We start from the raw sequence: 24,887 nt of genomic DNA, 5'->3' as shown, positions 1-24,887 counted from the left end.
TCGTAACGACACCCGTTCGTTACGAAATGTCCGGTTTTCGGCTTGCGCGGAAAGACGGCCCGCGTCTACTTTAGGGGTGGTAAAACAGTCTTCAAGTAGGTTTGTGTACCGCAAACGAACCTTTACCTCGCGGGTCGGGCTCGTGCAAGGAGAATCATGACGATTCAGGACGCGTACGCGCCGACCCGATCTGTGCCGACGGTATCCGTGTCGAGCCGAGCTGTGTCGACGGGACCTGTACCGGCACGATCCGCGCTCGCCCCGCTGTGTCGTCCCGACGGCCGCGACACGCTGATGGCGCGCTACCGCGAGGTAGCCCACGCCATGCCGGATGCGGCCGCGTTGCACGCGGCGGGGACGTCACTGACTTTCGACCAGCTGCTGCATCGCGTGTACTCGCAGGCCCGCAAGATTGCTGCCCTGCGCCCGTCCGATCATCGCCCCGTCGCCGTCGAGGCGGACGCGTCGGTCGACTCGATCGTGCTGATGCTGGCCGTCATCGCCGCAGGCCATCCATTGGTTCCGCTGGATCCGCAACTCCCCCACGAGCGCCGCGACCGCATCGTCGAACAGGCCAAGGCCTCGACCCTCGATTCGGCGACCGTCGACGCAGCGGTCGATTCCTGCGTACCGCTGCCGACGGTCTCGGGCGGCCACACCGCGGTGATCAACTACACGTCCGGATCCACCGGTACGCCCAAAGGCGTCGTACTCAGTCATCGCATGTGCCTGACCAAGGCGTACGAGGTGTCGACCGCGCTGGGGTTGGGCACCCACGATCGCGTCGGCGATGCCCTTCCCGTCAGTTTCGGCGCGGGCCTGAACACTCTGTTCGCCGGGCTGCTCAGCGGTGCCACCGTTCATTGCCGTGACCCTCGATCCGGCACGGTCGGCAGCATCGCAGAGTGGGTATCGGAGCACTCGCTGACCACGTTGCACTGCTCGTCGTCGCTGCTGCGCGCCGTCGCGGGCCAGGTCACCGTACCCACGCTGCGCGTCGTCACCACGTACGGAGAATCTCTGCACGCCGACGACGCGCGCCGCTTCCGCCTGGCTTCCGACAACCGCGCCACACTCGTCAATTGGTACGCGACCACCGAGGCCGGGGCCGTCGCGTTCAGCGAGTACCCCCTCGACCGTGCGCTACCGTCCGGCTTTCTGCCCGCGGGCACTCCCGTCGCAGGAAAGCTCGTCGAGGTCGTTGCTGCTGACGGCTCCCCGTGCGAACCCGACGTCATCGGCGAGGTGCGCGTCACGTCGGCGTGCCTGGCCGACGGCTATCTCGAGGATGTCGGCGTGGACTCGGAGAAATTCGCCGCCCTCGGCGACGGCCTGTTCCGCTACCGCACCGGCGACCTGGGCCGGTTCGATCAGGACGGAACATTGCAGCTCGCCGGGCGCATCGACGACGCAGTCAAGGTACGCGGCTACCTCGTCGAACCGGCCGAGGTGGAGGCAGCACTGCGCGCGCTGCCGAACATCGACGATGCCGTGGTGATCGGCAGGAGATCCGGCACCGATACCGACCTCGTCGCGTACATCTGCTCCGACCGCACCGTCCGGGCGAGCCAGGCCGACATCAGGGCCGCCCTGCGCCGAACCCTGCCGGAATGGATGGTGCCCACCCACCTCGTCGCGCTCGACGCCATGCCCCGCAACGAACGCGGCAAGATCGACCGCAGAGCACTGCCCGAGCCGTCCGACCGACGCGTCGAACGCACCGCGGTCGGCCCCACCGAATACATCGTCGCGGAGGCCGCTCGCACTGCACTCGGACTGGACGCCATCGGGCGGGACGAGGATTTCCTCGAACTCGGTGGCAACTCGCTGACCATGACGGCGATGCTCGCCCACTTGCGCGAGAACCTGAAGATCGACCTCGATCCGCAGGACGTGTTCGCGTCGACCACCGTGCGAACGCTGGCGACCACCGTCGACGCTCGGCTTCGCGACACCGCCGCCGCACGTCGGAGCTCGTCCGGTGTCCACGACGTTCTGGTCCCGCTGCGCACCGGGGGTACCGGAGCTCCGATCTTCCTGATCGGTGGTGCCGGCGTGGGCGCGATGGCGTTTCTCGATCTGGTCAAGCACCTCGACGCAGACCGTCCCGTCTATGCCCTGCAGGCACACGGCCGAGGCACACGCGGGCGACCGGACCGGACCATCAGAGCCACTGCGGCACGGTATGTCGACGCGATCCGGACGGTGGCCCCCGACGGCCCGTTCCATCTTGTCGGCCACTCGCTCGGCGGCTGGATCGCCATCGCGATGGCAGAGAAGATCAGAGATTCCGGCGTCGGTACCCCGCATCTGCTACTTCTCGACACCCGGCTGTTCCGTCATCTCCTGGACCGGCTTCCCGGGGGTACGTCTGTCCCGGCAGCGCCGCCCGCACCGACCAGAGAAGACGCCGGCTTCCATCTGGGCCGTGCCGGTACGGCTGCGCTGTGGCTGCGTATGCAATTCGCTGGGCTGTTGCGGTATCCGACGACCATGGAATGGTTGGTGTTCGCCAGCATCGGGTACGTGGCGTTGAACAAGCATGTGCCGACTCCGTGGTCGGGGTCGATGACTGTGGTTCGCACCACCGAGAACGTCAAGGACCTCCGGTCGTGGCGAGCAGTCGCTCACGGCGAGCTGACATTCGTCGATATCACCGGCCACCACGCGAACATGTTGCGCGGACCGATGGCGAAGGAACTGGCCGACATCATCGACGACACCGTCGACAACGCGCGCTGACTGGGAATATCACCCGCGACGGCCTGTCGCGGTGGCGGCACAGCTTGTACGTTTGTGCCGGACGGCTAATTAGCCGAGCCACCGGCCCGAACCGAGACAGGGAGGTCGACCATGAGCGCATCGTACGAACTGCAGTCGGTGGAACTACACAAGGACGTCTTGCGGTACGTCGATATCGGCGACGGGCCGCCCGTGATTCTCGTCCACGGGCTGCTCGGATCGCACAAGTCCTGGGGCCCGCAGATCGAGCGACTGTCGGACCGGTATCGGGTCATCGCACCCGACCTGTTCGGGCACGGTGACTCCGACAAACCGTCCGGCGACTATTCGCTCAGTTCGCACGCGGCCACCATCCGCGACCTGATGGAGTACCTGAACATCGACTCGGCACCACTGGTCGGCCACTCGCTCGGCGGCGGCATCGTCATGCAGATGACGTACCTCTTTCCCGAACGGGTCGATCGCCTCGTGCTGGTCAGCAGCGGCGGGCTCGGCCCGGAGGTCAGCTTGCTACTCAAAGCCGCGACGCTACCCGGCAGCGAACTGGTGCTTCCGATGTTGGCCTCGGATTGGTTCCGCAGGAACACCGAAGGTGTGCTGGCTCGACTGGGCAAGTGGGGGGTTCCGGTAGAGCCCGGCCCCAGCATGGCCGAGACGTGGCGCTCGTTCCGATCGGTCGCAGACCGATCGACGCGGGAGGCATTTCTGGCGTCGACGCGGGCCGTCGTGGGTCCTCGCGGCCAAACCGTCAGTGCCAAGCAACATTTCGAGAAGTTCGAGTCCATTCCCTCGCTGCTGATCTGGGGCGGCAAGGACCGCATGATTCCCGCCAAGCATGCGGACAACATCCGACGCGAGGTACCCAACAGTCGCGTCGAGATCTTTCCCGACGCCGGCCACTTCCCGCAGCTCGACGAGCCGGACTTCCTCTTCCGGCTGCTGGACGAGTTCTTGGCCGCCAACCACACCGACTCGAGCGACGCGGACACCGGCGCGCCGACGGAGATCACCCCGGCAGCCATGCCGCTGCAGCGCCCGTGAGCGTCATCCCGATGTTCCCGCTCGGCAGCGTGTTGCTGCCGGGCGAACGTCTCCCGTTGCACATCTTCGAGCCTCGATACCAGGCACTGGTACAGGACTGTCTGAAGATGGACGATCCCCGTTTCGGCGTCGTTCTCATTGCCCGGGGGCACGAGGCAGGCGGCGGCGACGTCCGACACGATGTGGCGACGATTGCCCACATCATCGGTCACGAGGCCATCGGAGACGGCAGGTATCTACTCGAGTGCGTCGGCGGCGAACGGATCCGCATCGACGCGTGGCTCCCGGACGACCCCTACCCACTGGCCGACGTCCGCGCATGGCCCGACGCAGACGTCGATGCCGTCATCGCCGACACGCAATTCGCCGCTACCTGGGCCAAGGTCGAGGATCTGTACGAACTGATCGGTCGGCTCGAATCCTCCGGGGACATCGTGACGCCGGGCGTTCCGGATTTTCTGAGCCTCCCGATTTCGGCGGCCGAGAAGATGTGGTCGCTGGCCTCGTTGATCCCGATGGGCCAGTCCGACCGACTCGACATCCTGTCGGCACCGGACGCCCCGTCGCGCTTGAAGGCACTCGACGACGCGATCGAAAACGTCACGGCCGTCGTGCAATTCAGACTTCAGCCCTGACCGGAGCCAGCCCGGCGAACCCAGAAAAGAAATCAGGCCCGGCACCATCGGTGCCGGGCCTGATCTTCGTAGTAGCGGGGACAGGATTTGAACCTGCGACCTCTGGGTTATGAGCCCAGCGAGCTACCGAGCTGCTCCACCCCGCGTCGGGTGATACCCACGGTACATGCCGTCGTGGCAGACTCCCAATCGCCAGGTCAACGCTCTACGGTTCTTTCATGCCCACCGAGTCGTCACCCGTCCTGTCTTTTCCACACCAGGCGGTCGTACAGATCACGCTGAGCAACCCTCCGGTGAACGCCTTGACCCAGTCTGCGACGCGACGTCTGCGGGCGATGTTTCGCGAGCTGGCCGAGAACTCCTCCGTCCGGGCCGTCGTGCTCACCGGCGACCGGGTGTTCAGTGCCGGTTCGGACATCTCCGAAATGCCCGCGATGCAGGCGGCAGGCGACGTCCTCGAACGCAAGAGCAATGTCGAGAACGCGACCCTCGAATTACTGGCCGACCTACCGCTCCCGACGGTCGCAGCCATCGACGGGTTCGCCCTGGGCGGTGGGCTCGAGATGGCGCTGTGCTGCGATCTCGTCGTCGCCGACGCGGGTGCCCGCCTCGGCTTGCCCGAGATCGATCTGGGGCTCGTCCCCAGCAGTGGCGGCACCATGCGTGCATTACGGCGCGTGGGTCAGTCGCGCGCAGCCGAACTCGTCTTGCTCGGCGAGCCCATCTCTGCCGAAACCGCACTGGAGTGGGGTCTGATCAATCGAGTGGCTCCCCGCGGTGGGTCCTTGTCGGTGGCACTGGACCTGGCACACGTGCTGGCCGCCAAGTCCCGCTCGGCCGTGCACGCGAACAAACGCGCTCTCGCGCTCACGTTCGGGCAGTCACCACACGAACCGGCACGACGCGCACTGCCGGTGTTCGAGGAAGCTTTCGAGTCGGCCGACGGCCGAGAGGGCGTACGGGCCTTCCTCGCCAAGGAATCACCGAACTTTCGATAGCCGGGCCCGCGCGAGAAGTGCTGCACCGGTGACGATCTCCCATCCGATGATGGTGTAGACGGAAATCCGCTCGAACGCTCCACCGCCGAGGATGCCGGTATCGGCGAGAAACAATGCGAAACCGGCCAGCCCCGCGACACCGGCGACGGCGCTGGCCGCCGTGTACCACCGAGGTGCGCCGACGCGTCCGCCGTACCGGCCTGCAGCCAGGAGCACCAGGTTTCCACCGATGATCGCCATACCCGCGCCCGCTGCATGCGGAGTCGATGCTCCGTCGACCGAAGCATGCGCGAGCCCGACCACGATGCTGCCGACGCCGTGCACGACCGACGTGCCCAGCACGATCCAGCGCGCTCGCCCCTCGAACAACACCGACAATCCGAGGCCGGCAAGAACGAACAGCGTGCCGTCGACCACGAAGCCGGCATTCATCACCGTATGCAGCGGCGACAGATCTGGGATGCCGAGGTCACTGATGTTGTTGCGCGCGTAGCTGTACGGTCGGTCGGTCCAGCCCAGCGCCGAAATCGCTTCGGCAGCGAGGTAGGTACACCCACCGACGACGAACGCCGCGGCGGCCAGAACTGTCGATCGCTTCACCACTGCAGTATTCACTGCCCGATACCCGATGGGTCATTCTGCAGGCTCCACTCCCGGCGACCCCGATGCACCGGGCTTGTACCGATTGGTACAGTACCGGCTCATGAGCGATCGCCACGACGTGGTGCCGATACTCGCAGGAGTGTTCCGCGACCACGGGTTCGACGGGTCGTCCCTCGCGGTCATCAGCAGATGCACCGGACTCGGCAAAGGCAGTCTCTACCACTACTTTCCGCGGGGAAAGCAGGAAATGGCCGAGGCAGTCCTCGACGACGTCGAGCTGTGGTTCCACCACAACGTCTTCGAGCCGCTGCGGCACGGAGACGACGCGGCGTCGACGACCCACGACATGTTCGAGCAGACCGCCCGCTATTTTCGATCCAATCGCCTGGTGTGCCTGTTCGGCGCGTTCACGCTCGGGCTCGAGCGTGCCACCTTCTCCAGCCGTGTCGCCGCGCATTTCACCCAGTGGATCGAGGCACTCACTCCGGTGCTGCAGCGGCTCGGACACGGCGACGCGGCGGCCGAACTGGCCGAAGAGATCGTCGCCGGGATCCAGGGGGCGTTGGTGCTGGCGAGGGCTTTCGACGATGCCACACGATTCGACCGGGTGCTGGCCCGACTCGAAGCCTCGGCCGCACGCGTGTCGGCGGGAGTGCACGCATGACACCTGACGACACGACGCCGAAGCCGGCACCCGAGCTGAAGACCTTCGGGATACGAGAGTTGTTGCGACTGATCGTGATCGGATCGGTGCTGACGTACTTTCAGTTCATCGCAGTCGGCCGCTGGGTTCGTGCGCCGCGGCGCGGCTGGCCGGTTCACGCCTCCAAAGCCGTCGTCGACGCGTTCTTCGTGCTCGGCCCCACCTTCGTCAAGGTGGGGCAACTGATGGGTTCGTCGCCCGGACTGTTTCCCAAGGTCCTCGCCGACACCTGTCTGCGATGCCTGGACGAGGTGCCGCCGTTTCCCGGGTCGCAGGCCCGCGCGGTGATCGAGGCAGACCTGGGCCGGAGCGTCGAGGAGTTGTTCTCCTCGTTCGACGACGTACCTCTCTCGTCGGCGTCGGTCGCCCAGGTACACCTGTGCGTGCGCCGCGACGACGGCCGCGAAGTGGTCATGAAGGTGCAGCGGCGAGGCATCTACCATCGCATGAAGATCGACCTGCGAATCGCATATCTCATCGCGCGCGGTCTCGAGAAGTTCATTCCGTTCTTCGCCACGGCCAACGCGTCGGCCATCATCGTCGACCTGCACGCCGCGACGTTCGCAGAACTCGACAGCGCAGTGGAAGCCAAGCGACAGCACAGCTTTCGCAGTGCAATCGGGGCATTCGGCGACAACAAGCACGTCACCGCACCCGAGGTGTTTCTCGACTACTGCGGTGGACGCGTGATCTGCATGGAACGCATGCACGGCTCGCCGCTGGACCGGTACCGGCCCGGTGAGCAATCGGAGCTGATCGTCCGCCGTGCCGCCAAGGTCTGGATGGAGGCCCTGGTACTGCACGGCCTGTTCCACGGCGACGTGCACGCGGGAAACGTCTGGGTGCTCGACGACGGCAGAGTGGCCTTTCTCGACTTCGGCGTCATGGGCGAGGTGGACGAGCAGTGGCGCGCGTTGTTGCTCGACCTCTTCCACGCCACGGTGATCGACGGCGACTTCACCCGCCTCGCCGGTACCGTCAAACGTCTGGGAATCGTTGCCCCGCAGATGGGTTCGGACGCCGAAGTCGGCGCGATTCTGCAGTCGGTGTTCGCGCCGATGCTCTCGGCCACCCTCGCCCACTTCAGCCTGGCGGACTTCATCCGGGCGTTGGTCGGCATGGGCAAGCAGTACAAGACGTCGAGCCCCGAGGAGCTGATCCTGGTGGCCAAGCAGCTCGGCTACTTCGAGAGGTATGCCATCGAACTCGCACCGAACTGGGCGTTGGGCACCGACCCGTTCGTGTTCAAGAACGTCTTTCCCGCCGAGATCGCGGCGCTGTCCGAGGCACGGGGCATCGAGCTACCGGAGTGATCCGGCAGCCCGCGCACCCGATCACAGACTGAAGTCGAGAACCACTTTCCCTGCTGCCGTTCGGTTTTCGAGCGAGGCGATCGCTGCTGCCGCGTCGGAGACGGGGAAGACGGACGGCTCGGGAGCCACGAGCGAACCGTCCGCGAGCAGTGGCTCGATCTCGGCCCACTGAGTGGCCAGGTAGCCCGGGCGCGTCATCCACCATGCACCCCAGCCGACGCCGACGACATCGACGTTGTTGAGCAGCAACCGGTTGACCTTGACGGTCGGGATCTCGCCACCGGTGAAGCCCAGCACCAGGATTCGGCCCGACGGCGCGAGCGAACGGATGCTGTCGGTGAACCGGTCACCGCCCACCGGATCGACGACCACGTCGACGCCACGGCCGCCGGTCAGCTCCTTGACCGCGTCCTTCCAGCCGTCGACCAGTACGACGTCGGTGGCCCCGGCGGCTCGCGCGATGTCGGCCTTGGCTGCCGAGCTCACCACTGCGATCACCCGTGCTGCCCCGAGCACCGGAGCCATTCGCAGAGCGGAGGTTCCGATCCCGCCCGCCGCGCCGTGCACCAACACCGTCTCGCCCTGCGCCAACCGGCCGCGCTCGCGCAACGCGAAGTGCACCGTCAGATCGTTGAACAGCAAGCCGGCACCCGCAGTGAGCGACACGGACTCGGGCAATGCGAACACAGTGTCGGGCGAGACGACGGCGACTTCTGCCATACCGTCGCTGAGCCCCGTCAACGCTGCCACGCGGTCTCCGGCCGAGAAGCCGGAATCCGCCGGAGCCGACCGCACGATGCCGGCGATCTCGCTGCCCGGAACGAACGGCAACTCGGGCTTGTACTGGTACAGCCCACGGGTGAGCAACGCGTCGGGGAACGCGACGCCCGCGGCCCTGACCTCGATGACCACCGACCCATCACGCGCGGTGGGTTCGTCGATATCGGCAACGGTCACCGAATCGGGTCCATCGAGACTGGAGATCTGTACCGCGCGCATGAAGTGTCCTCTCGGTCGGGATCGTTCCCTGCCTGCCACGGTACAAAACTGCCGTACTCACCGCCGCTACCGGCATCCACTCCTGGTGATGTGCTCCAATCGAGGGGTGAACACCACTCCCCTCACCGTCGTCTCGCCCGACGGCACCGCCCGCGGCGGCGTCATCGTCATCCAAGAAGCCTTCGGGGTCACCGACCACATCGTCGACGTCTGCAACCGGGTCGCGGCCGCAGGCTGGGTAGCCGTGGCTCCGCATCTGTTCCACCGGCAGGAAGGTGTGAGCGTGCTCGACTACTCGGATATGGATTCCGCCATGGCGGCCATCGGGAAACTCGAGGCGGATGAGGTGGACTCCGACGTGGACGCGGCGGCGAGTGCGCTGGCCGAACTGGGGTTCGAGCCCTCGTCCATCGCGATCGTCGGCTTCTGTATGGGCGGGACCGTGGCCTTCCACACCGCGGTTCGACGGCAACTCGGTGCGGCCGCCACGTTCTACGGTGGCGGAATCACGAAGGGCCGCTTCGGTTTTCCCGCGATGGCCTCGGTGGGCGACGCCCTCCAGACACCGTGGCACGGCTTCTTCGGAGATCTGGACGAGGGCATTCCGTTCCAGGACGTCGAGACACTGCGGGAGGTCACCGCCACGGCACCGGTCGGCACCGAGATCACCCGATACCCCCACGGCAAGCACGGCTTTCACTGCGACGACCGCCCTGCCGTGTTCGATGCCGCAGCCGCAGGCGACGCGTGGACCAAGACCCTCGAGTGGTTCGACGCGCATGTCGCACGCTGAGCACCCTCGCTCCGACGCCGAACTCGCGGAGGAGACCGAACGCATCGTCGCGTTCTGGACCGAGCTGGCGTTGCCCGGTCTGTTCGACGTCCACACGCACTTCATGCCGAAGAACGTGATGGACAAGGTATGGAGCTACTTCGACAGCGCAGGCCCGCTGACGGGCAGCGTCTGGCCCATCTCGTACCGCTTCGCCGAAGACCGGCGGCTGCAGGTGATTCGAGGGTTCGGCGTGCAGCGATTCACGTCGATGATCTACCCGCACAAACCTGCGATGGCGGCCTGGCTGAACTCCTGGGGCGCCGACTTCGCGGCTCGCACCCCCGATTGCCTGCAGACTGCCACGTTCTATCCCGAGGACGGAGCAACGCAGTACGTCGAGCAGGCGGTGACGAACGGAACCCGAATCTTCAAGTCGCACATTCAGGTCGGGAACTATTCGCCCAACGACCCGCTGCTCGACGGCGTCTGGGGCACCATTTCGGATGCGCAGATTCCGGTGGTCATCCACTGCGGCTCCGGACCGGCACCCGGCTCGTATACCGGCCCCGAGCCGATCGCCGCTCTGCTGCAGCGGTTTCCGACGCTACCGCTGATCGTCGCGCACATGGGCATGCCCGAGTACGTCGACTTTCTCGATCTGGCCGATCGATACGAGAACGTACGTCTGGACACCACCATGGCCTTCACGGATTTCTCCGAAGCCGCTGCGCCGTTTCCCCGGCACGAGATGCCGCGGCTGTTGGACCTACAGGATCGCATTCTGTTCGGGAGCGACTTCCCGAACATCCCGTACCCCTACCTGGACTCGCTGCAGGCGGTGAGCCGTCTCGGACTCGGTGACGAGTGGGTCCGCGCCGTGTGCTGGAGCAACGGCGCGGCCCTGTTCGGCTGAGTCCCGTTCGCGGGTCTCAGCCCACCCAGAATTCGGCGATACGCTCGGCGATGGCGGTGCCCTGCGCCCGGCCCGCTGTTGCCGCCGCTGCGCGCACGGCGATGTCGGTGGGGTCGGGTCCGATCGCAGCCGACGAAGCCGCGTCGGGAACGATCACTTCCACCTTCGAGCCGCCCTTGACCAATTTTCCCCGTTCGACCTCGAAGGGGTCGCCTTCCAGGTCGAGTGCGCCGACCTTGAGCACCAGCACCTTCTCGAAACCCACCGCCAGATCGGCGTTCTCGCTCGCACGGATACCGCCGTCGACGTAGCGGTGATCGCCGATCGTCACCGGCGGCCACATGCCCGGGATAGCGCAACTCGCGGCCACGGCGTCGATGAGCTCGACGCCCGATCCCCGGTCCAGTACTCGATGGCGCCCCGTCAGGGCGTCCACGGTGACGATCCGCAGATCACGGTCGGGCCACGAGTGCTTCGTCAGTCGACGGGCGATGATGGCTCGTCGTTCCCGTTCGCTGATCGTCGCTGTCGCCAGAGCTTCGGCGCCGATGCGCCTGCGGGTGTCGAGCGCGCTGCCGTCCGAGTTCTGGGCTGCTCGGGCCAACATGGTGACGAGCTCGTCGATGGTGGCCTCGGCGTGTGGCTCGTTGTCCTGCTTCGACTCGTCCGCCTGACGCTCGAAGAACTCCGACACCGGGGTGCCGCTCGAGATCTGAGCAGCCACCGAAGAACCGGCCGACGTTCCGAGCAACATCTCGGCGTCGCTGACATCGGCCCCGGCCTCGGCCAGTCCCAGAAGGACGCCTGTCTGCCACGCAATGCCCGCTACACCGCCGCCGCCCAATACGAGCGCTCGTCTGGCCATGGTCGTAACCCCGTTCTTCCGCTGGACCCGTCAGGAACTTACAGCCCCGCCGCCGACCCGCGGACGTAACCACGTGATCAGGTCGTCGAGCACGCGTTCCTGCTCCGGCTCGTTGAAGACTTCGTGGAACAGCCCGTCGTAGGTTTTCAAGGTCAGGTCCTCGGATCCCGCCAGCTCGGCGATCAGCTCGCTGCCCGAGACGTCGGCCAACCGGTCTGCGGTTCCGTGCTGCAGCAACACCGGAATGGTCAGCGACGGCAATCTGGCGGGATACGTACGACTCTCCTGCAACAACGCTGCAGCGAGCCCGGCCGTGACGCTGCCGTGATAGCCCAGCGGATCGGCGACATAGGCGTCGACGACGGCTTTGTCGCGGGAGACGTCGTTGGGGTCGAGTTTCAGCACCGGCAGCGACGGCAGGAACCTGCCGAGGACTGCACCGACCGCGACCAACGCTTTCGGCTGGCCCACGGACGGGTTGACCGCAGGCCCGGACAGCATCAGTGCGTCCAGATCACCCTGATGGTCGAGGGCGTAGGACAGTGCGATGGCACCGCCCATGCTGTGTCCGAGGAGGAAGGTGCGGCTGCCGGGGTGCTCCTCCGCCGCGATCGAGAACAGTGTGTGCAGGTCGTCGGTGAAGTCCGACCATTTCGCCAAAGAGACTCGTTTGCCACCGGATCGCCCGTGCCCGCGGTGGTCGGGTGCGTAGACGACGAGGCCGAGCGAGCCGAGCCGCTCGATCACGTGTCGGTACCGTCCTGCGTGCTCCGCCAGGCCGTGGGCCAGCACCAGAACGCCGGTGGGCGAATTATCGGCGGCGACGTCCGGGGTCCAGACGTCGTAGACGATGCGAGTTCCGTGTACCCCGGCGAACGACGACTCGACATGCTGCATTCGGTCACCGTACAAGGACCGCGACGCCTTCGACGGCCCATCGCTCGAACCCCACAGATTCGTCTAGGTAACTATCCTCAGAGGCGTGGCGATGTACTTGTGACAGACCACCACCGCACCCCCTCGTACCGCGTGGGCAGCCTCGAAGATCAGGAGTGAGTTCACGCATGCCCGACAAGGACGCCGCAGGGGCCTCGCCGACGTGGCGCGATCCCAAGCGTTATCTCTGGCCGCTCGGCCTGACGATTCCGCTGAGCCCGTTCCTGGCGTGGGGCTTGGTGACACTCCTCGGACCCGGCGCATTCTGGGCACTCGGGCTGATGATCATGGGCATCGCGCTGCCCCTGGTCGACAAGTTCGCCGGCGTCGACCGCAGCAATCCACCCGACGAGGCTCTCGCAGCACTCGACAAAGACAAGTACTACCGGTGGTGCGTCTACCTCTTCCTCCCGCTGCAGTACGCCGGACTCGTGGCCGCGTGTTACCTGTGGGCCCACGGCCCACTCGGCACACCGGAGAGAATCGGCCTGGCCGTCACTGTGGGCGTCGTCGGCGGCGTCGGCATCAACGCCGCGCACGAACTGGGGCACAAGCGCGAGAACGTCGAGCGGTGGCTTTCCAAAGTCACTCTGGCGCAGACGCTGTACGGCCACTTCTACGTCGAGCACAACCACGGCCACCATCTGCGCGTCGCCACCCCCGAGGATCCGGCGTCGGCGAAATTCGGTGAATCGTTCTGGAAGTTTCTGCCACGCACGATGTTTCACGGTCTGCATTCGGCCTGGGATCTCGAAACCCGTCGACTCGCGCGGTCGGGCTCGTCACCGTGGACGCTGCGCAACAACCTTTTCAACGCGGCCGCGATGAGCATCGTTCTGTTCGGGGTACTGATCGCAGTGTTCGGTTGGATCGTGTTGCCGTACCTACTGATTCAGGCCGTCATCGCCATCGTCCTGTACGAGGCGGCCAACTACCTCGAGCACTACGGCCTGATGCGCACCAGGCGTGCGGACGGTCGCTACGCCAAGCCCTCGCACCGCGACAGCTGGAACAGCGATCACCTGTGGAGCAACCTGTTTCTGTACCACCTGCAACGCCACAGCGACCATCACGCGAATCCGGTACGCCGCTACCAAGCACTACGCACCGTCGACGAGTCTCCGCAACTCCCGGCCGGATACGCGGTGATGATCTTCTGCGCGATGGTTCCGCCCTTGTGGCGCAAGGTGATGGATCAGCGCCTGATGGACTTCTACGACGGCGACCCGAGCCTCGTCAACGTCGACCGCACCGATCGCACCGCGGTCCGTCGCCTCGACAAGCTGAGCGGGGCACGGGCGCAGTCGTAGCGTCGACGCCTCAGACCGCAGCGGGCTCGTCGGTTTGCGCTCTCAGGTAGCGCCCGAAATGCGGCACCGTGAACGCGATCGTGCCGCGCTCGGCCGAGTAGATCAGGCCCTTCTTGATCAAGCCGTCCCGGGCAGGCGACAGTGATGCCGGTTTGCGTTTGAGCTCGGTGGCCACGGCCGAGGTCGGTACCGAACCGTCGTCCACCGACAGTTCGGCCATCGCGCGCATGTATTCGCGTTCGGCGGGCGTCGCGCGTTCGTAGCGCGAACCGAAGAATCCGACGGCCAGTTCCTCCTCAGCCGTCGGAGCGGCAACACGCACGTCCTCGGCGGAAATCGGGCTGACGGCGGCGAGATCCCAGGTCGCTTTGCCGTAGGCCTGCACGAAGTAGGGGTAGCCATCGGCGGCTGCGTAGAGCGCGTCGAGTGCCTCGGGGGTGAATTCGACGTCCTCGCGGTCGGCCGGCGCGATCAACGCGAGATCTGCTGCGGCTCGCTCGAGCCTGCCGATTCGGTGGTAGCTGAACAGGCGCTCGGAGTAACTCTTGGATGCCGACAACACAGCCGGTAGGTGCGGTAGTCCGGCCCCGACGATGATCAGCGGCGCGGTGTCCTGACTGAGTTCGTGGCAGGCCGCGCACAGTGCGGAGATGTCTGCGGGACCGAGGTCCTGCATCTCGTCGATGAAGATGGCGATACCCACACCTACGTCCCCGGCCAGCGCGGAGGCGTCGAGCAGCAGTTCGACGAGGTCGATCTCGATGTCACCGGAGTCGGCGCGGCCGGTCTTCGCCGGGACGTCGATGCCCGGTTGCCACCGCTCGCGCATCCCCTTGTCCGCGGTGGCGCGCAGCGCGAAGGCCTTGAGGACGCCGAGAAACTCGTCGACGCGTTCGGGGTCTCGATGCGAGGCCGCAATGCCGCGTACCGCCATGTGCAGCGCCGACGACAGGGGCCGGCGCAGTTCCTGGTCGGGGCGAGCCTCGATCTTGCCGGTGCCCCAGCCGCGCGCGATGGCCGCGGATCGGAGGTGGTTGAGCAGCACCGTCTTGCCGACGCCGCGCAGCCCGGTGAGTACGACGCTGCGTTCCGGCCTGCCTCGCGTGATGCGTTCGAGTACGACGTCGAAGGCGTCGAGCTGCTTCTTTCGACCGGCGAGCTCGGGTGGGCGCTGGCCTGCGCCGGGAGCGTAAGGGTTACGCACGGGGTCCATGGGGCCAAAGTTACAACGAATCGTGCGATATATGCGGACATCTAGCTCGTGTCCTAGAGATCCGTATTCGTTCGATACTTGCGGGACGCCCGAGGCCGGGGCTACTGTCGGCTCCGTGAAGCGCATTCTCGTAGTACGCCGCCGTAGCGGGGTCTGATTCGGACCGACCCCTCGCTGCGGGTCGTAGTGCTCTCTCGGTCCTCCCTTCACATTCGCCAGGACCACCCTCATGAATTCACTTGCTTCCACCTACGCCACCGATCCGTTCCATGCCCGTTTCGGCTGCGCCCTGCCGCGCACGATGCGCGACGAGATCTCCGGGCAACACATGTCGTGGGCGGCCTTCGTCGACCGCTTCTCGCCCACCACCGGCCCTCTTCGGCTGGGCTCCTGGTCCGGCACTGGGGCCACCGGGGGCAAGATGTCGTTCGACGCCACCTTCGGTATCGGTGACACCATTTTCGCTTGTGCCGCAACAACATACGGACCGATCGAGGCGTTGACATCGATGCTCCACGACGCCGGATTCCGCATCGAGATCCTCTCGTTCCACCAGCAGCGCATCGGCGACGAGACCGCCACCTTCGTCCTGGCCGAGCACGACGGTCGCCGCGAATGGTCGATGTCCATCGAGCCCGACGCAACCCTGTCGTCGATCCGGGCCATCGTCGCCGGGGCCAATCTGCTGCATCGGTAGCCCCGACCAGTGCCGAGTTCGCAGTTGTGTAGGCCGAAACGCCCTCATCGCCTGCACAACTGCGAGCTCGACACGCCCCTCGCGTTGGTAGCGCTCTCTTCGCCTCTCTACCGTCCAAGCAATACAGGCGAAGATCTCACTAGGGCATCTCCACCGTCTGCGCGCGGTGAATCTCGGCGAGTGCGCGGCGCACATACGTTTCGGCGCGGCTTCGCCGAATCGCGAGCAGATCCGCCACCACCAGCAGGGCGTGCGCAGGACGCGGCCGCGAACGTGATTGTTCGTCGACGTCCGTCACACCCAGCGCGCCGGTGAGCACTTCGACGAATCCGGCGATGTCCACGCTCGGGAGCCAGTCGGCTCCGCGGACGGTTCGGCCGAGTACTTCCTGGACGTTCTCCCCCGTCAAGCCATCGCTGTATACCTCTTCGAGCAAACTCCGTACCATCTCCGCATGCACGTTCCCGGCCTTGGCCGCGTCCGAGCGGTCCAATAGTTCGACGGCCTCGTCGAACGCGATCGGATCCTGCGCCACGACAGCAGCAAGGGCATCGACTGTGGCGTCCGCGATTCGACGCACATCGACGGGCCACTCGGTGGGCCAGGTGACGGGGACGGTGCTCGAAGGAACTGCCGCTGGGGAGGGGTCGGTCATCACAGGAGTCTCTCACTGTCAGCCGACATGGTTCCTTTTACCTGTAACCGGTGTTTATACTAAGTCGCGCACTGTGGCAGCGGCCACATCGCGGACGTGGAGGAGGTCGACTCGATGAACGAGCGCAACGCCGTCGCATCGGACCCGGGCGAAGTGATGCTTCAGGCCAGGAACGTCAAGTTCGACTGGAGCGATCTGCCGATGCACTGGGTGCCCGGCGATCCGTACACCACGCACGTCCTCAACGTGCTGCATCTACTACTCCCGGCCGGCGAACACTGGTTCGTCGACACGTTCAAAGAGGCCCTGCCCTACATCGACGACGAGAAGCTGCGCGACGACGTCATCGGCTTCATCGGCCAGGAAGCCGTACACGCCGAGGCTCATACCGGCGTCCTCGTGCATCTGCAGAACAACGGACTCGACCCCACTCCGTTCACCGATCAGATGGAATGGGCCTTCGGCAAGGTCCTCGGATCGGATTCGGTGACGAGTCTGCGATCGAAGAACAACCTCGTCGAGCGGCTGGCCCTCATCGCGGCCATCGAGCACGTGACGGCGTTCCTCGGTGATTGGGTACTCAATGCCGACGGTCTCGACCGCGCCGGCATCCATCCGACGATGCTCGATCTGCTGCGGTGGCACGGTGCCGAGGAAGTGGAACACCGCTCGGTTGCGTACGACACCCTTCGTTACTTCGACAAGCGCGAGGTACGTCGCCTGCGCACGTTCGTCGTGGTCGTTCCGTTGATGGGGTACATCTGGATGCGCGGCATCATCTTCCTGATGAAGAACGACCCCGAGCTGCAGAGCGCCCCGAAGTCGGTCCGCAAGCCCCGATCGGCCCTGTGGCGCAAGTCTGTTCGCCGCGGCACGCTGCCGGCGCTGACGCACGTCGGCCGCAGTATGTCTCGCTACCTGAAGAAGTCGTATCACCCGAGCCAGGAAGGCTCGACGGCTCAGGCCGTGCGCTACCTGGCATCGTCCCCGGCCGCACAGGCTGCGGCGCGGTGAAGCTCTCGACGCGTCGCGTTCCGCGGCTGTTGCCCAGGGACGCGCCACCGGATCTGCGCGGACGCCCCCGCGCCGATCGCTCGATGCAGATGCTCGGAACGTTCCTCAACGGCTACATGCATGCGACTGCCGGCAAGGAGTACGACGACGCGGTAGCCGGCCACAATCCCGATTCCGCGCTGCGGTTGGTGGTCGTCGACCGGGAGATCATCGCCGAGGACGAGAACGTCGCCGCTCTGACCCTCGCCTCGCCGACGGGGGAGCAGCTGCCGACTTGGCATCCCGGTTGCCACCTCGATCTACATCTGCCGTCGGGTCGCCGTCGGCAGTACTCGCTGTGCGGCGATCCGTCCGACCGCAGTTGCTACCGGATCGCCGTGCGCCGAATCCCCACCGGCGCAGGTGGATCCATCGAGATGCATGCACTCGAGCCCGGAACCGAGGTCACCGTACGTGGCCCACGGAACGGCTTTCCCTTCGTCGCCGAGGGCAGCGCGCTGTTCGTCGCCGGCGGCATCGGCATCACCCCCATCATCGCGATGGTCCGTGCCGCACGGATTCTCGGGATGGATTGGCAGTTCGTGTACTGCGGTCGCTCCCGGGACACGATGCCTTTTCTCGACGAGATCGAGAGCTGGGAATCGGATCGCGTGTTCGTCCGGACCGACGACGTGCACGGGTACCCCACCGAGGGTGAACTGCTCCAGCGCGCGCCCGCAGGCGGTGCCGTCTACTGCTGCGGCCCTACCCCCATGCTCGACGCCGTCCGCCGCGACTTCCGCCAGTGCCCTGCCACCGCATTGCATTTCGAGCGCTTCGGTCCGCCGCCGATCCTCGATGGCACACCGTTCGAGGTGCAGCTGATCAGCAGTGGAGCCGTGCTCGACGTGGCTGCCGATGCCTCCGTGTTGACCGCAGTCAAGGAACAGAAGCCCAATATCGCGTACTCGTGCCAACAGGGCTTCTGCGGTACCTGCAAGGTGCGGGTGCTGTCCGGCGAGCCCGAACATCTGGAATCGCGATTGACCCCGGAAGAGCAGCGCGACCACATGCTCATCTGCGTCTCCCGCGCACGCAGCAGTCGTCTCGTACTCGATCTATAGAACGGAAAGACAGTGAGCAGCAACGCAGTTCGTACGACGGTCGTCAACGAAGGCATTCGGCTGGCGGTGTTCGAGAGCGGAAACCCCGACGGCGAACCCATCGTCCTCGTGCACGGGTGGCCGGATACTCACGAACTGTGGAGCCACATCGTGCCGCAACTCGAAGACCGTTTTCGGGTGATCAGCTACGACTCGCGTGGAGCCGGCGAGAGCACGGTGCCGGTCGAGCAGTCGGCGTACAAGTTGGCCCGGTTGGCGGCGGACTTCTATGCCGTGGCAGATGCGGTCAGCCCCGACGCTCCCGTTCACGTGCTCGCGCACGACTGGGGCGCCGTCGAAGTCTGGGAGGCTGCAGCCCAGCCCCAGGCGAAGGATCGAATCCGTTCGTACACATCGATCTCGGGGCCGAACCTCGATCACCTCGGCAAGTGGTCGCAGTCGCGCCTGCGTCGTCCCACCCTCACCGGCATCAAGCAGGTCCTCGCCCAGACGCGAGCATCCTGGTACACGGTCACCTTCCACATTCCCGGCCTGTCGACGCTGCGCATCAAGCGACAGTTCGCCAAGGGCTGGCCGGCATTTCTCCAGGAGTTCTCGGGAGTCGATCCGAAGCTCGTCACCCAGAACCCCACGCTGTGGTCGGACGCCACCAACGGCACCAAGCTGTACCGCGCCAACATCATTCCGCTGCTGACCAATCCGCGCGATCGGTACATCGACATCCCGGTGCACCTCATCGTCAACACCGAGGACGTCGCGGTGCGGCCGTACCACTACGACGACACCGGCAAGTGGGTGAAGAACCTCACGCGCAACGACATTCCGGCAGGACACTGGTCGCCGATCTCACATGCGGACGACATTGCCCGATTGACAACGGAATTCATCGACTCGCTGGACTGAACCTTCAGGTCATCCGGTCAGATGCCCGCGCAGCGTCGACGACGTGTATTCGGATCGAAAGAGGCCGCGCTGCTGCAGAATCGGGATCACGTGCTCGACAAAGTCGGCGAGTGAGTCCGGGTAGCGCGGGCACATCAGGTTGAAGCCGTCGGCACCGCGGCCGATCCACGATTCCATCTCGTCGGCGATGGAATCCGGTGTGCCGATCATCGTGGCGTGCCCGCCACCGGCCGCGAGGGTGCCCAGCAACTGACGCACGGTGGGCCGGTCCTTCTCGATGATGCGCAGAATCGTCTCGTAGCGGCCCTGCGGTCCGGCGAACTCTGCCGCCGGCGGGAGCGGCGGCACCGGCTCATCCAGTTCCCAAGCAGCACAATCCTGCCCGGTGAACGTCGAGAGCATCGCCAGGGATTGTTCCGTCGGCAGCAAGACGTCCAGTTCGGCCTTCTTCTGGCGAGCCTCCTCCATCGTCGATCCGATGTACGTCACCAGACCCGGCATGATGCCCACTGCCGCGCTGCCACGACCGGCTCGATCGATTCTCGTCTTCACGTCGTCGTAATAGCTTTGCGCGGCAACAAGATCGTAGGCGACGGCGTAAATCGCCTCGGCATACTTCGCCGCCAGGTCGCGGCCCGGGCCCGACGCCCCGGCTTGGAACAGAACCGGCCTGCCCTGCGGCGACCGCGGCACCGTCAGCGGGCCGTCGACTCGAAAGTGTTTGCCGTCGTGGTCGATCGAGTGCACCTTGGCCGGGTCGGCGTACATCCCGGTGCGATCGAGCGTCAGGGCATCGGGCTCCCACGAATCCCAGAGTGCCAGTGCAGTATCGACGAACTCTGCTGCGCGTGCGTAGCGCTCCTCCCGAGCCGGGATGGCGTCCATTCCGTGATTGCGTGCTTCGGCGTCGAACATGGAGGTGACGACGTTCCAGCCGGCTCGGCCGCCGCTGATGTGGTCCAACGACGCCAGCATGCGCGCGGCATGGAACGGGGTGTAGAACGTCGACGACACAGTCGTGACCAGACCGATGTGGGTGGTCGCTCTGGCCATGGCCGACAGCGCCGTGATCGGTTCGAGAAACCAGGTTCCTGCGCCGGCCGGATCGCGAACGGAATGCCCGTCGGCAAAGAACACCGCGTCGAACTTGCCCCGTTCGGCCAGCTGCGCAAGTTCCTCGTAGTACGCGATGTTGCCCAGGTCCTCCACTCGCGAATCGGGGTGCCGCCACGCTGCGCTGTGATGTCCGCAGCCGTACAGAAACGCGTTGAGGTGCATGTCAGTTCTTGACCAGGCCGCCGTCGACGACGAGGTTCTGGCCGGTCACCGACCGCGCCCACGGCGAGGCGAAGAACAGCAGAGCGTCGGCGAACTCCTCGGGCGTGGTGACGCGTTGCAGCGGGGTCGAGGCCGCGATGAAGTCGAACACCTCGGCCGGGGTCGCGGCGCTGGCATCGGTGGTGCGCAGCAGTCCACCCGAGACCATGTTGACGGTGATGTTGTCTGCGCCCAGATCGGCGGACAGAGTGCGGGTCAGCGAGAGCAGTGCGGCCTTGGAGGCGGTGTAGTCGTGGTACGGCACCACTGGGTTCTGGAACAAGTTGGTGCCCACGTTGATGATTCGGCCGAAGCCCGCCTCACGCATTCCCGGCAGGGCCGCCTGCGTGGTGAGCAGTGCCGCGCGAACGCTGCCTCGTAGCTGAGCGTCGAACCGATCCCAGGTGATGGTGTCGGCCTTCGGTCGAGCATCCCCGTCGAACGAGAAATCGGCCAGTGCGTTGTTGACGACGGTGGTGATCGGGGCGCCGAAATGCGCACGGGCCGAGTCGAACACCGAGGCCACCGCGCTCTCGTCGGTCACGTCGCCCTGAACAGCAAATGCACGGTCGCCGAGCCTGTCCGCCAACGCCTCGGCGGCATCTTTGCTGGTGCGGTAGTCGATCACCACGCGTGCACCCTGGCCGGCGAACGCCGCGGCGATCGATGCTCCCAGCCCGCGTCCACCGCCGGTGATCAACACTGTCTGCTCGTCGAGTCTCATGCGCTACGCCTCTCGTTCGAGGTCGGGACCGTCACGAGGGACAGGAAATACCGAGACATCACGACATTCCCTTCGCTGGTCCTAACCAGATCAGGTTCGACGGGTGTGATCTCAGCCCTGACGGGCACCCCGTGTCGCGGTCGACTGTACCTGTAGGTCTCTCTACTGCTTTCTTGCGCTCGACGTAGACAGCCGAACACAACCATATGCAGCGATCAGCCGATGACAGCCCAGCCGTGGGGAGGAACGCTTACCCGTCCGTCGTTCAGGTGCGCCTCACCGGCCAGTACTTCGCTGCCCTGGGCCGGGTAGTCGATGCCCTCGTCGCCGAGGTTGAGCGCCACCGTCATGGAATTGTCGTCCGCGTACACGCGGTAGAGCAGCGCGGTGTTGGTGAGCTCGAGTGTCTCGGTGCGTGCGGAGTACAACCACGGATTGCGGCGCCGAACTGCGATCAGCTCCTGATGCACTCGGTAGACGGGCCAGCCGTACGGTGCCAGATCCTCGGAGGTGTCGGGGTATTCGGGACGGACCTCGTCGTCACCGCCGACGCGATCTTCCTTGATACCGCGGAAGGCCTGTTCGTCGCCGTAGTAGATCATCGGCATCCCGCCCACGGTGAACAGAACCACCAACGCGTGCAGCAGATGTCGCTCGTCCTCGATGACGCTGGCGATGCGATTGACGTCATGATTACCGACGAACGTGGCGGGCACGAAGGCGTCGAGCCAGCCGTTGTGACGCTCCAACGCGTGCGAGAGCTCGAAGAAGTTGAGCTCGCTCAGCCCACTCCAGATCGCTTTCCACAGTTCGTACTGCGTCACCGAGTCCAACGTGGAGGCCGAGACGATCCGGTCGTAGTCACCGTGGATGACTTCGCCCAGAAAGTATGCGTCCGAATGCTTCTCACGAACCTTCGGCAGCACCGCGGCCCAGAAGCGCGGCGGTACCGCGTAGGCCGCGTCGAGCCGCCAGGCGTCGACGCCGCGTTCGAGCCAGTGCGACAGCACGTCCACCACGTACTGCTGCACGTGCGGGCTCTCGTGGTTGAGCGCGACCAGTTCGTCGTGGCCCTCGAAGTTGCGATGCGTCGGCTCGTCGCCGGACCAGTCGAGGTGGAACCACTCCGCGGCCTCGGAATCCGGGCCCTCGGCCAGGGCCTCACGGAACTTCGGAAAGCTCTGCGCCACATGGTTGAAGACGCCGTCGAACATCACTTTCAGACCGCGGGAATGCGCCGCAGCGATCAGCGAATCGATATCCTCGTCGGTGCCGAGCCGACCGTCGACGTGGTAGTAGTCGACAGTGTCGTAGCCGTGCTTCTCCGACTCGAAGATCGGCCCCAGGGCGATGCCCGAGGCACCGAGCTCGACTGCGTAGTCGAGCCACTTCTCGATTCTGTTCAGCCGGTGCAGATCCGATTGGGATTCACCGTCCCATCCGTGCACCGGAGCGCCGGTGAAGCCGAGCGGGTACAGGTGCCACCAGATGGCATGCTTCGTCCACTCCATCAGGACGCCTCGATCGAGTCGCGACCGAGCTCGCCCGCGCCGGTATGGCCGGACAGGCTGGTCACCAAGTCGAATTCGGCCAGCAGGCAACGCAATACGTGCGCAACACCCTCCTGCCCGCCGAGGGCGAGACCGTACAGGAACGGGCGGCCGAGGAGAACCGCATCGGCACCGAGCGCCAGCGCCTTGGCCATGTCGGCACCGGTGCGCACACCGGAGTCGAACAGGATCGTCAGTTCGTCGCCCACAGCCTCGACGATGGACGGCAATGCGTCGAGAGACGGCCTGGCACCGTCGATCTGACGTCCACCGTGGTTGGAGACCACGATGCCGTCGACTCCGTGGGCGGCCGCTTCTCGGGCGTCGCCGACGGTGCAGATGCCCTTGAGCACGATGGGACCGTCCCAATGCTCGCGCAGGAACGCCAGGTTCTTCCACGACAGGCCGGGATTGGGGAACATCTGCGCCCAATGCATGGCGGCCGCAACGGGATTCTCCTCGACGGGCTGAGCGAGTCCGGCTTGGAACGCCGGATCGCTCAGATAGTTCTCGATGCCGAGGTTCGCCAAGAATGGGAGGTACCCGCGGTCGAGATCGGCGGGCCGCCAGCCCAGCAACGTGGTGTCGAGCGTCAGCACCAGCGTGGTGAATCCGGTGTCCTTCGCGCGCTGCAGGAAGCTCAGCAGTACCGATTCGTCCGTCGGCCAGTACAACTGATACCAGCGCGGCGCATCTCCGCCCGCCTCGGCGATCTGCTCGAAGGAATGCGATGCCTGCGTCGAATGTATGTACGGCACACCGAGTTCCGCAACCGCGCGAACCGTCGCGAGTTCACCGTCGGGATGGGCGAGAGTCTGAATACCCACCGGAGCGATCAGCAGCGGTGCAGGCATGTCGGTGCCGAGCACGGTGCACGCATGATCACGCGAGGCCGAGCTGCGCAGCATCCGCGGCGTGATGGCCCACCTGTCGAAGGCGGCCCGGTTCGCCCGCGCCGTCGAGCCACTGCCCGCGCTGGCGACGATGTAGCCGAGCGCCTCAGGCGAGAGCTTCTCGGCAGCCTGGTCCTCCAGCCTTGCCAGGTTGGTGGTGATCGACGGTGTCTGCTGAGCGAACATCCCCGCGGCGTAGATGCCGAGTTGGTGATCGCTGAAGTTGCTGGGCCTGGCCTCGGTCATCGTTCGACCCTACCGGGGCACCGCCGAGGATCGGGCGAGAAATGCGTCCAGCAGGGCCGAACACCGATTGCGAGCTGCTGCTTCGGAGTCGGCAATGTCTTGCCTGATCTGGTGCACGTCCACCGCGTGTTCGACGCCGTCGCGCTGCCACGCCGCCGCCCATGCATCGTAGGTATCGAGGTCTATCTCGGGGTGGAACTGCAACCCGAGGTGCGGGCCGCAGACGAAGGCCTGCTGCGCAGCCGCGTTGCGGGCGATGACCGTGGCCTCCGGCGGCGCGACGAACGTGTCGCCGTGGAATTCCATCCACGGGCCCGAGGCGACGAGCTCGGTATCGGAGGTCTCGACGTCGACGAATCCGTACTCTGGGTACTCGGACTTGCGGACGGATCCGCCGAGCACGCGAGCAAGCAACTGGCCGCCGAAGCACACACCCAGAACCGGGACCTGCGCATCGATCGCCTGCTGCACGTACGCGATCTCCGGCGCGAGCCAGGTCAGCGTGTCGTCGTACGCGGCGTCGGGTGAGCCCATGACCACGACCACCTGCGCGTCGGACAGCGTCGGTGGTGCGACATCGGGACTGTGGTCGAAGGAATGCACGTCCAACAGGAAACCCCTGGTGCGCAATTCGGCGGCGAGGGTGCCGATATCGCGACGCGCCAGGGACGGGTCCCGGTCGTGGACGAGAACTACGGCGCGCGGGTCGTTCGGGTATGTCACAGGGCTCCTTTACGGT

24 protein-coding genes, 1 tRNA gene and 1 riboswitch are annotated in these 24,887 nt (G+C 65.6%); of the genes, 13 read left to right on the top strand and 12 right to left on the bottom strand.

Annotated features, from left to right (window positions below; translation table 11 throughout):
* Positions 1 to 156 precede the first annotated feature (156 nt).
* The 3 genes from CH266_RS22760 (at position 157) to CH266_RS22750 (ending at position 4,418) form a co-directional block, all read left to right on the top strand.
* Complete coding sequence (locus CH266_RS22760; protein ID WP_080729180.1) at positions 157 to 2,742, top strand: alpha/beta fold hydrolase; 2,586 nt, start codon at positions 157 to 159, stop codon at positions 2,740 to 2,742.
* Positions 2,743 to 2,853: 111 nt separating this feature from the next.
* Complete coding sequence (locus CH266_RS22755) at positions 2,854 to 3,783, top strand: alpha/beta fold hydrolase (RefSeq protein WP_032369953.1); 930 nt, start codon at positions 2,854 to 2,856, stop codon at positions 3,781 to 3,783.
* On the top strand, positions 3,780 to 4,418 hold the full coding sequence (locus CH266_RS22750) for an LON peptidase substrate-binding domain-containing protein (RefSeq protein WP_032369954.1): 639 nt from the start codon (positions 3,780 to 3,782) through the stop codon (positions 4,416 to 4,418). The genes CH266_RS22755 and CH266_RS22750 overlap by 4 nt, the downstream gene beginning before the upstream one ends.
* A 72-nt stretch (positions 4,419 to 4,490) precedes the next feature.
* Here the strand turns inward: CH266_RS22750 and CH266_RS22745 are convergent.
* Positions 4,491 to 4,564, bottom strand: a tRNA-Met gene (locus CH266_RS22745).
* 72 nt (positions 4,565 to 4,636) lie between these two features.
* On the opposite strand from CH266_RS22745, the gene CH266_RS22740 reads away from it, so the two are divergent.
* The gene (locus tag CH266_RS22740) at positions 4,637 to 5,416 is read left to right on the top strand and encodes an enoyl-CoA hydratase/isomerase family protein (RefSeq protein WP_052068781.1); all 780 of its coding nucleotides are present in this window, start codon (positions 4,637 to 4,639) and stop codon (positions 5,414 to 5,416) included.
* On the opposite strand, the gene CH266_RS22735 is transcribed toward CH266_RS22740, so the two are convergent.
* Entirely contained in the window at positions 5,399 to 6,016 is a 618-nt protein-coding gene (locus CH266_RS22735) for a DUF998 domain-containing protein (protein WP_032370051.1), read from the bottom strand. The genes CH266_RS22740 and CH266_RS22735 overlap by 18 nt on opposite strands.
* 103 nt (positions 6,017 to 6,119) lie before the next feature.
* On the opposite strand from CH266_RS22735, the gene CH266_RS22730 reads away from it, so the two are divergent.
* Both CH266_RS22730 and CH266_RS22725 read left to right on the top strand, forming a co-directional pair.
* Positions 6,120 to 6,683, top strand: a complete 564-nt coding sequence (locus CH266_RS22730; protein WP_048318808.1) for a TetR/AcrR family transcriptional regulator — start codon at positions 6,120 to 6,122, stop codon at positions 6,681 to 6,683.
* The gene (locus tag CH266_RS22725) at positions 6,680 to 8,035 is read left to right on the top strand and encodes an ABC1 kinase family protein (protein ID WP_032369955.1); all 1,356 of its coding nucleotides are present in this window, start codon (positions 6,680 to 6,682) and stop codon (positions 8,033 to 8,035) included. Before CH266_RS22730 ends, CH266_RS22725 begins: the two co-directional genes overlap by 4 nt.
* Before the next feature lie 21 nt (positions 8,036 to 8,056).
* Here CH266_RS22725 and CH266_RS22720 read toward each other — a convergent pair whose 3' ends face one another.
* Positions 8,057 to 9,034 (bottom strand): NADPH:quinone oxidoreductase family protein, encoded by a 978-nt coding sequence (locus tag CH266_RS22720; protein ID WP_032369956.1) that lies wholly within the window; start codon positions 9,032 to 9,034, stop codon positions 8,057 to 8,059.
* 106 nt (positions 9,035 to 9,140) lie between these two features.
* On the opposite strand from CH266_RS22720, the gene CH266_RS22715 reads away from it, so the two are divergent.
* The gene (locus CH266_RS22715) at positions 9,141 to 9,827 is read left to right on the top strand and encodes a dienelactone hydrolase family protein (RefSeq protein WP_230592944.1); all 687 of its coding nucleotides are present in this window, start codon (positions 9,141 to 9,143) and stop codon (positions 9,825 to 9,827) included.
* Positions 9,814 to 10,722: an amidohydrolase family protein gene (locus CH266_RS22710; RefSeq protein ID WP_052068783.1), complete on the top strand. Its 909-nt coding sequence runs from the start codon at positions 9,814 to 9,816 to the stop codon at positions 10,720 to 10,722. The genes CH266_RS22715 and CH266_RS22710 overlap by 14 nt, the downstream gene beginning before the upstream one ends.
* Positions 10,723 to 10,738: 16 nt before the next feature.
* On the opposite strand, the gene CH266_RS22705 is transcribed toward CH266_RS22710, so the two are convergent.
* Positions 10,739 to 11,587, bottom strand: a complete 849-nt coding sequence (locus CH266_RS22705; protein WP_032369958.1) for a patatin-like phospholipase family protein — start codon at positions 11,585 to 11,587, stop codon at positions 10,739 to 10,741.
* A 30-nt stretch (positions 11,588 to 11,617) separates the two neighbouring features.
* Positions 11,618 to 12,484 carry an alpha/beta hydrolase gene (locus CH266_RS22700; RefSeq protein WP_032369959.1) on the bottom strand — a complete coding sequence of 289 codons (867 nt, stop codon included), beginning with the start codon at positions 12,482 to 12,484 and terminating at the stop codon, positions 11,618 to 11,620.
* Positions 12,485 to 12,651: 167 nt separating this feature from the next.
* Here CH266_RS22700 and CH266_RS22695 point away from each other — a divergent pair, with 167 nt between their 5' ends.
* The gene (locus CH266_RS22695) at positions 12,652 to 13,833 is read left to right on the top strand and encodes an alkane 1-monooxygenase (RefSeq protein WP_052068784.1); all 1,182 of its coding nucleotides are present in this window, start codon (positions 12,652 to 12,654) and stop codon (positions 13,831 to 13,833) included.
* A gap of 10 nt (positions 13,834 to 13,843) precedes the next feature.
* Here the strand turns inward: CH266_RS22695 and CH266_RS22690 are convergent, their stop codons facing one another.
* Entirely contained in the window at positions 13,844 to 15,046 is a 1,203-nt protein-coding gene (locus tag CH266_RS22690) for an ATP-binding protein (RefSeq protein WP_032369960.1), read from the bottom strand.
* Positions 15,047 to 15,275: 229 nt separating this feature from the next.
* Between CH266_RS22690 and CH266_RS22685 the strand changes: the two genes are divergently transcribed.
* The gene (locus CH266_RS22685; protein WP_027495188.1) at positions 15,276 to 15,743 is read left to right on the top strand and encodes a 2-isopropylmalate synthase; all 468 of its coding nucleotides are present in this window, start codon (positions 15,276 to 15,278) and stop codon (positions 15,741 to 15,743) included.
* A 139-nt stretch (positions 15,744 to 15,882) separates the two neighbouring features.
* Here CH266_RS22685 and CH266_RS22680 read toward each other — a convergent pair whose 3' ends face one another.
* Positions 15,883 to 16,398 carry a hypothetical protein gene (locus CH266_RS22680; RefSeq protein ID WP_052068785.1) on the bottom strand — a complete coding sequence of 172 codons (516 nt, stop codon included), beginning with the start codon at positions 16,396 to 16,398 and terminating at the stop codon, positions 15,883 to 15,885.
* A gap of 114 nt (positions 16,399 to 16,512) precedes the next feature.
* On the opposite strand from CH266_RS22680, the gene CH266_RS22675 reads away from it, so the two are divergent.
* The 3 genes from CH266_RS22675 to CH266_RS22665 all read left to right on the top strand — a co-directional run bounded on the left by CH266_RS22675 (position 16,513) and on the right by CH266_RS22665 (position 19,418).
* Positions 16,513 to 17,412, top strand: a complete 900-nt coding sequence (locus CH266_RS22675; RefSeq protein WP_027495186.1) for a metal-dependent hydrolase — start codon at positions 16,513 to 16,515, stop codon at positions 17,410 to 17,412.
* A gap of 83 nt (positions 17,413 to 17,495) precedes the next feature.
* Positions 17,496 to 18,515, top strand: coding sequence for a PDR/VanB family oxidoreductase (locus tag CH266_RS22670; RefSeq protein ID WP_230592954.1), 1,020 nt, complete (start codon positions 17,496 to 17,498; stop codon positions 18,513 to 18,515).
* 12 nt (positions 18,516 to 18,527) lie between these two features.
* A complete protein-coding gene (locus CH266_RS22665) occupies positions 18,528 to 19,418 on the top strand; it encodes an alpha/beta fold hydrolase (RefSeq protein WP_032367749.1) in 891 nt (296 codons plus the stop codon).
* 9 nt (positions 19,419 to 19,427) lie between these two features.
* On the opposite strand, the gene CH266_RS22660 is transcribed toward CH266_RS22665, so the two are convergent.
* The 5 genes from CH266_RS22660 to CH266_RS22640 all read right to left on the bottom strand — a co-directional run bounded on the left by CH266_RS22660 (position 19,428) and on the right by CH266_RS22640 (position 24,871).
* Positions 19,428 to 20,696 carry an LLM class flavin-dependent oxidoreductase gene (locus tag CH266_RS22660; protein ID WP_032369962.1) on the bottom strand — a complete coding sequence of 423 codons (1,269 nt, stop codon included), beginning with the start codon at positions 20,694 to 20,696 and terminating at the stop codon, positions 19,428 to 19,430.
* A 1-nt stretch (position 20,697) separates the two neighbouring features.
* Positions 20,698 to 21,459, bottom strand: a complete 762-nt coding sequence (locus tag CH266_RS22655; RefSeq protein WP_032369963.1) for a 3-oxoacyl-ACP reductase — start codon at positions 21,457 to 21,459, stop codon at positions 20,698 to 20,700.
* Between the two features lie 49 nt (positions 21,460 to 21,508).
* Positions 21,509 to 21,601: riboswitch (TPP riboswitch) on the bottom strand.
* Between the two features lie 73 nt (positions 21,602 to 21,674).
* A complete protein-coding gene (locus CH266_RS22650; protein WP_032369964.1) occupies positions 21,675 to 22,970 on the bottom strand; it encodes an alpha-amylase family glycosyl hydrolase in 1,296 nt (431 codons plus the stop codon).
* Positions 22,970 to 24,148 (bottom strand): alpha-hydroxy-acid oxidizing protein, encoded by a 1,179-nt coding sequence (locus CH266_RS22645; protein WP_032369965.1) that lies wholly within the window; start codon positions 24,146 to 24,148, stop codon positions 22,970 to 22,972. The genes CH266_RS22650 and CH266_RS22645 overlap by 1 nt, the downstream gene beginning before the upstream one ends.
* Before the next feature lie 9 nt (positions 24,149 to 24,157).
* Positions 24,158 to 24,871: a type 1 glutamine amidotransferase gene (locus CH266_RS22640; RefSeq protein WP_032369966.1), complete on the bottom strand. Its 714-nt coding sequence runs from the start codon at positions 24,869 to 24,871 to the stop codon at positions 24,158 to 24,160.
* Positions 24,872 to 24,887: the final 16 nt, after the last annotated feature.

The organism is Rhodococcus sp. 06-1474-1B (genome assembly GCF_002258885.1).
Classification (GTDB): Bacteria; Actinomycetota; Actinomycetes; order Mycobacteriales; family Mycobacteriaceae; genus Rhodococcoides; species Rhodococcoides fascians.
Note: the sequence above shows the minus strand (reverse complement) of the source record. Positions and strands in the feature narration are given on the sequence as shown.